General features: G+C 65.2%; 5 protein-coding genes and 1 pseudogene. 1 reads left to right on the forward strand and 5 read right to left on the reverse strand.

The window, feature by feature from the left end:
* From JAP66_RS33445 to JAP66_RS31645, 5 genes and pseudogenes are all read right to left on the reverse strand, one after another.
* The coding region (locus JAP66_RS33445) for a helix-turn-helix domain-containing protein (protein ID WP_372449037.1) at positions 1–275 on the reverse strand (275 nt) is incomplete at its 3' end.
* 383 nt (positions 276–658) lie between these two features.
* The gene (locus JAP66_RS33450; RefSeq protein ID WP_199435549.1) at positions 659–1,321 is read right to left on the reverse strand and encodes a tannase/feruloyl esterase family alpha/beta hydrolase; all 663 of its coding nucleotides are present in this window, start codon (positions 1,319–1,321) and stop codon (positions 659–661) included.
* Positions 1,322–1,386: 65 nt separating this feature from the next.
* Positions 1,387–1,842, reverse strand: a pseudogene (locus tag JAP66_RS33455) (tannase/feruloyl esterase family alpha/beta hydrolase); the annotation flags it as partial.
* Between the two features lie 143 nt (positions 1,843–1,985).
* Entirely contained in the window at positions 1,986–2,528 is a 543-nt protein-coding gene (locus JAP66_RS31640) for a TetR/AcrR family transcriptional regulator (RefSeq protein WP_307849807.1), read from the reverse strand.
* Between the two features lie 215 nt (positions 2,529–2,743).
* Positions 2,744–3,538, reverse strand: coding sequence for an SDR family NAD(P)-dependent oxidoreductase (locus JAP66_RS31645; protein ID WP_199435551.1), 795 nt, complete (start codon positions 3,536–3,538; stop codon positions 2,744–2,746).
* Between the two features lie 177 nt (positions 3,539–3,715).
* On the opposite strand from JAP66_RS31645, the gene JAP66_RS31650 reads away from it, so the two are divergent.
* Entirely contained in the window at positions 3,716–4,066 is a 351-nt protein-coding gene (locus tag JAP66_RS31650; RefSeq protein WP_235999814.1) for a hypothetical protein, read from the forward strand.
* Positions 4,067–4,206: the final 140 nt, after the last annotated feature.

A 4,206-nucleotide genomic window follows, 5' to 3' on the forward strand; every position in this document is an offset into this window, starting at 1 on the left:
CGGGCTCGCTGCCCGGCAAGGGCCTGCGCGACGGTCGCCCGATAACCGGTCTTCGGCCGACGAGTACCGCGGGTGAGCTCACGGCTGATGGTCGAGGGCGACCTGCCGATTGCCCTCGCCATGGCGCGAACGCCCTCGCCGGCCGCTCGGCGACAGGCGACCTCCTCCCGGTCGGCGTACGACAGGCGAGCCGGGCGATCCACAGGTTCACGCCGCTGTGGTGGCATCACCCCACCAGCCTCGCGGAACCACCGCCGGCCGACGGTCTTCGACATGCCAACCGCCGCGGCAGCGGTGCCGATGATCTCGCCTTTGCGGATGGCTGCGCACTGACCCCCTGAACCTAAGGTGTGCTGGCGGCAGCCTTCGTGTCCCTGNACCAGCCTCGCGGAACCACCGCCGGCCGACGGTCTTCGACATGCCAACCGCCGCGGCAGCGGTGCCGATGATCTCGCCTTTGCGGATGGCTGCGCACTGACCCCCTGAACCTAAGGTGTGCTGGCGGCAGCCTTCGTGTCCCTGGGCGTCATGAAAGGCACCCAGTCGCGCGAGAAGCTCCAGCCGAGCATGCCCTGCGTGGAAAACGTCTCCACCCCGATGCTGCGCATCGTCGGCATCCTGAAGCTCGCCCGCGATCGGCCTCATTCTGCCACCGCTGCTAGACGTCGCACCGGTCCTGGCGGCCTGGGCAGCCGCCGGCCTTGCGGGGTTCGGCCCCGAGGCGTTTTAGTACATGCACAGCGGCAACACGGCGGCGCGTCCACCTGTCCCAGCAGTCACGGAACCCGGCACCCGTCTGTCCATGCCGGACATAGACGACCGCTCGACAGCATTCGCCGAATACTGCACGTTCTGGACCTTCCCTGGGATGCGTGGCTACGCTATCACGGTGAAGCACAGGGGAAGGATTTGCGTTGTTGACGTCGCCGGTTCCGTTGTATTTCGGCCAACTGGGGAACATGCACAGCGGCCTGGTCCGGACGGGAACGCCGGCGCCATCGGTTGCAACGATGTTGTTCGCCGGATCAATGCCCTTCTCCACCCAGCTCTCGATCGTCGCCAACTGATTCCACTCCGGCTGGAAAACTGACGAGGGTCCGTGCTGAGCGCCGGGGATCTCGTAGTACCTGACAAATGAGTCCACTCGCGCGGGTCCCATCGCGGCCTGCATGCGCGAGTAGTATCGCCTACTCGTCCTGGCTGCCGGCTCGGCACCGCCCGTCCAGAAGAGAAGTTTTCCTCCCGCTGTTCTGGAAAGGAGACAGGTCGGTAATGTTGGAGAAAAGTGCGGAATGAGCCTCGATGTATGAAGCCATGCCACGTCCGCTCGTCACGTCCATCTCCAGGGATTTGGACCGAAAGCGGCAGGGTGTTCCCCTCCTGGTTCTGGTGCCCGGAGTCGCTTGCGAACACCGCGTAGCCCTGGCTGAGCGGAAGTGGCTTCTTCTGGGAGCCCCAGAGGGTCGACGCATTCGTGAGTGGCGGGAGGGACCCGTTCAGACCGGCGCCGCCGAGCATCGCGGCCTTGCCATTCCATTTTTCGGGAAGCGCCAGCTGGAACTCGATGTTCAGCGCGGCCGGATCAACCGGTTTGATGTCCCCGGAAACCATACAATGGCTGCCGTAAGCTTGGCCCCCGGCGCCACCGGTGGGCAGGCCGATGGTGTTCCCTGCAATCTTGACGCCGGCCAGATCGGAGCACTTCTTTCCGGCGGCCGCATTTGCCTCGCTACTGGAGACGTAGGAGGTGGTCACTGGAATTGCGAGTGCCGTGACCATGAGTGCTGCGGTTAAAGCAATGGTCGGCCTGTTGCGTTTGGTCCGTAGGCCCGCCCGCTCCATGGCGACTCCCGGTAAGCGGATGGTCGTGCCTGTTGCGATCAGCCGCAATGTGTGGACACGACTGACATAGGCCGCCTAGTTGGCTATGCCAGCTTGAGTGTGACCGTCAAGGAGGGCGTCTGCTGTAGCTGGACTGCACTGTGTCAGCGGCGGACGGCAGCGAGCATCTCTTCGTACAGGGCGAACGGGTCTGCCTTGCCGCCCCGGCGCACCCACAGTTCCGACGCGGCGTCAACGCACGCGAACACCGTGGCGATGATGCCCACTGCGCGCGGATCGGGCGCTGGACCTGACTCGATACCCATCCGGGCCTCGACAACGGGCACCAGTGCAGCCTGCCACTTCAGCCGCTTTTCGTAGTATCGCGACCGCAACGGCGGGTTGTTGAAGATCAGCGTGGTGATCTCCAGTACCCGTTCCGGTGTGTGGTTCGCCGATGAGATGGCGGCGAACCCGGCGAGCAGCGCTTCCCACGGCGACATCTCGGCAGGCTGGGCCTCGACCGTGCTGACCAGCAGTTGCCCGAGGCCGTCCTGGTCGCCGCAGACCAGATCCTCTTTGGTGCCAAAGTAGCGGAAGAGCGAGCGTTGTGACACGCCAGCCTGCTTGGCGACCTGGCCGACGGTCACGGCTTCGTAGCCGTGCTCGGCGAACAGCACCAGTGCGGTGTCGACGATTTCCGTCACGACGGCCTGCCTCGACCGGTCCCATAGTGAAGTCGACTGGCGCGATGTGTCCATTGCTCTCAATCGTTGTCGGCGGGCTGCCTTGTCCAGCTCGCCTGGGTCAGGTACATGATGTCTTGATCGACGATGAAGTCGAACGCGCGGGACGCGAAGCGGGCTCGCGGGTTACGCGCTCGGCGACCGTTCCACCCGGACATCGTGAGGGACACTCCGGCTCAGGTGGCGGGTACGACCATGCGTGCGATGATCTTCGCGACGAAGGCGCGGGACATGAAGTGGCGGGTCACGAAGGCCGTCAACCTGTTGCTACGGCCCACGATGACACTCGCCGGGGTGGCCTTGCGGTCGAGCGCCTTCAGTGCGGTGGTCACGACGTCCTCCGCGGTCCGCATGCGGGAGCCACCGGCGGCTTTCTCGCTGCCGACGACGTCGAAGAACTCGGTGCGGGTGGCACCTGGTGACAAAGCCATGACGCGCAGTCCGGTGTCGCGCGACTCCACCCACAGCGCTTCGGTGAAACTCAGCACGAACGCTTTGGTCGCGCCGTAGACCGACATCGCGGGAGTGGCCGTGTACGCGGCCATGCTCGCGACGTTGACCAGGAACCCGTCACCTCGGGTGCGCAGCTGCCCGATGAATGCGCGGCTGATGTCCACGACCGCGGTGACGTCGACCGCGATCTCCTGCTGGAGGCTTTCGGGGTCCTCCTCGTGAAATGGGCCGTACGTGGCGAAGCCCGCGTTGTTGATGACACTGGTGACCGTCACGCCGATGTGTTCGGCTTCCTCCGTCAGCCGCGTTCCGATCCCTTGCTGGCTGAGGTCCGCGGCGATGACATGCACCTGCACGCCGTGTGCGGTGCGCAGCTGTGACGCCAGCTTCTCCAAGCGATCTTTGCGGCGGGCGACCAGCACCAGATCGGCTCCGCGACGGGCAAGCTGCTGGGCGAACGCGGAGCCGATGCCCGCACTCGCACCCGTGACCAGCACTGTCTGCTTCTTGTAGTCCATGCTCGACACTATACGTCAGGTTGGCAGTTGCTGCCTACCTGTCTTTTGATGACACCCAGGAGTGTCTCAACGCTCGAAGCATGGCCGTGGGTGCCAGAAACTCCGCCTTTGGGGCGCTGAACTGCGGCAACCGGGCATCACATGGGCTGTGGGGGCATGTTGGTAAGGCGTGGCATTGTGACTGCTGTACCTGACAGTGCGCTGACGAGCCGACAGCCGGGGCTTCCGGAGATCCGCCGGTTCAAACCCGACGTCGTACCCGGCACCGGCTACGAGACCGAGACGCCCTACGGCTTCGACCAGGCCGACCACCGCACCGCCGGGCTCCCGACGCTCGACGCGGTACGCGACGCGGGCAACCGGTGGGTCTTCCCGGAACTGATCGACGATGCGGATCTCGAACCGCACTCCGTGCGCTGGCTCATCGTCCCCCGGCTCCTGGGCTTCGGCGCGACCCACGGCGTTCTGTTCCGCGCCCACGACCTGCAGGCACCCTCGGAGTTCGTCACCGAAGCCATGCAGGACTGAACACCGTGCGGTCCGCGACCGCCCGCGGCAGTCCACGGCCGCCAGCGGGAGTGTCAGATCAACGGCTCTGACCCAAATCCGGTGGTAGCTGTGCGTGTTGGTTCGTGTCGAATGTGGTGCTGTGTGCCAGCGTGACGCCA

The sequence above is a fragment of the Qaidamihabitans albus genome (assembly GCF_016464705.1).
GTDB lineage: Bacteria > Actinomycetota > Actinomycetes > Mycobacteriales > Pseudonocardiaceae > Qaidamihabitans > Qaidamihabitans albus.

Excerpts from the sequence above, each read along its gene's own strand:
- JAP66_RS31645 (WP_199435551.1), bottom strand. The coding sequence starts at position 3,538 with ATGGACTACAAGAAGCAGACAGTGCTGGTCACGGGTGCGAGTGCGGGC.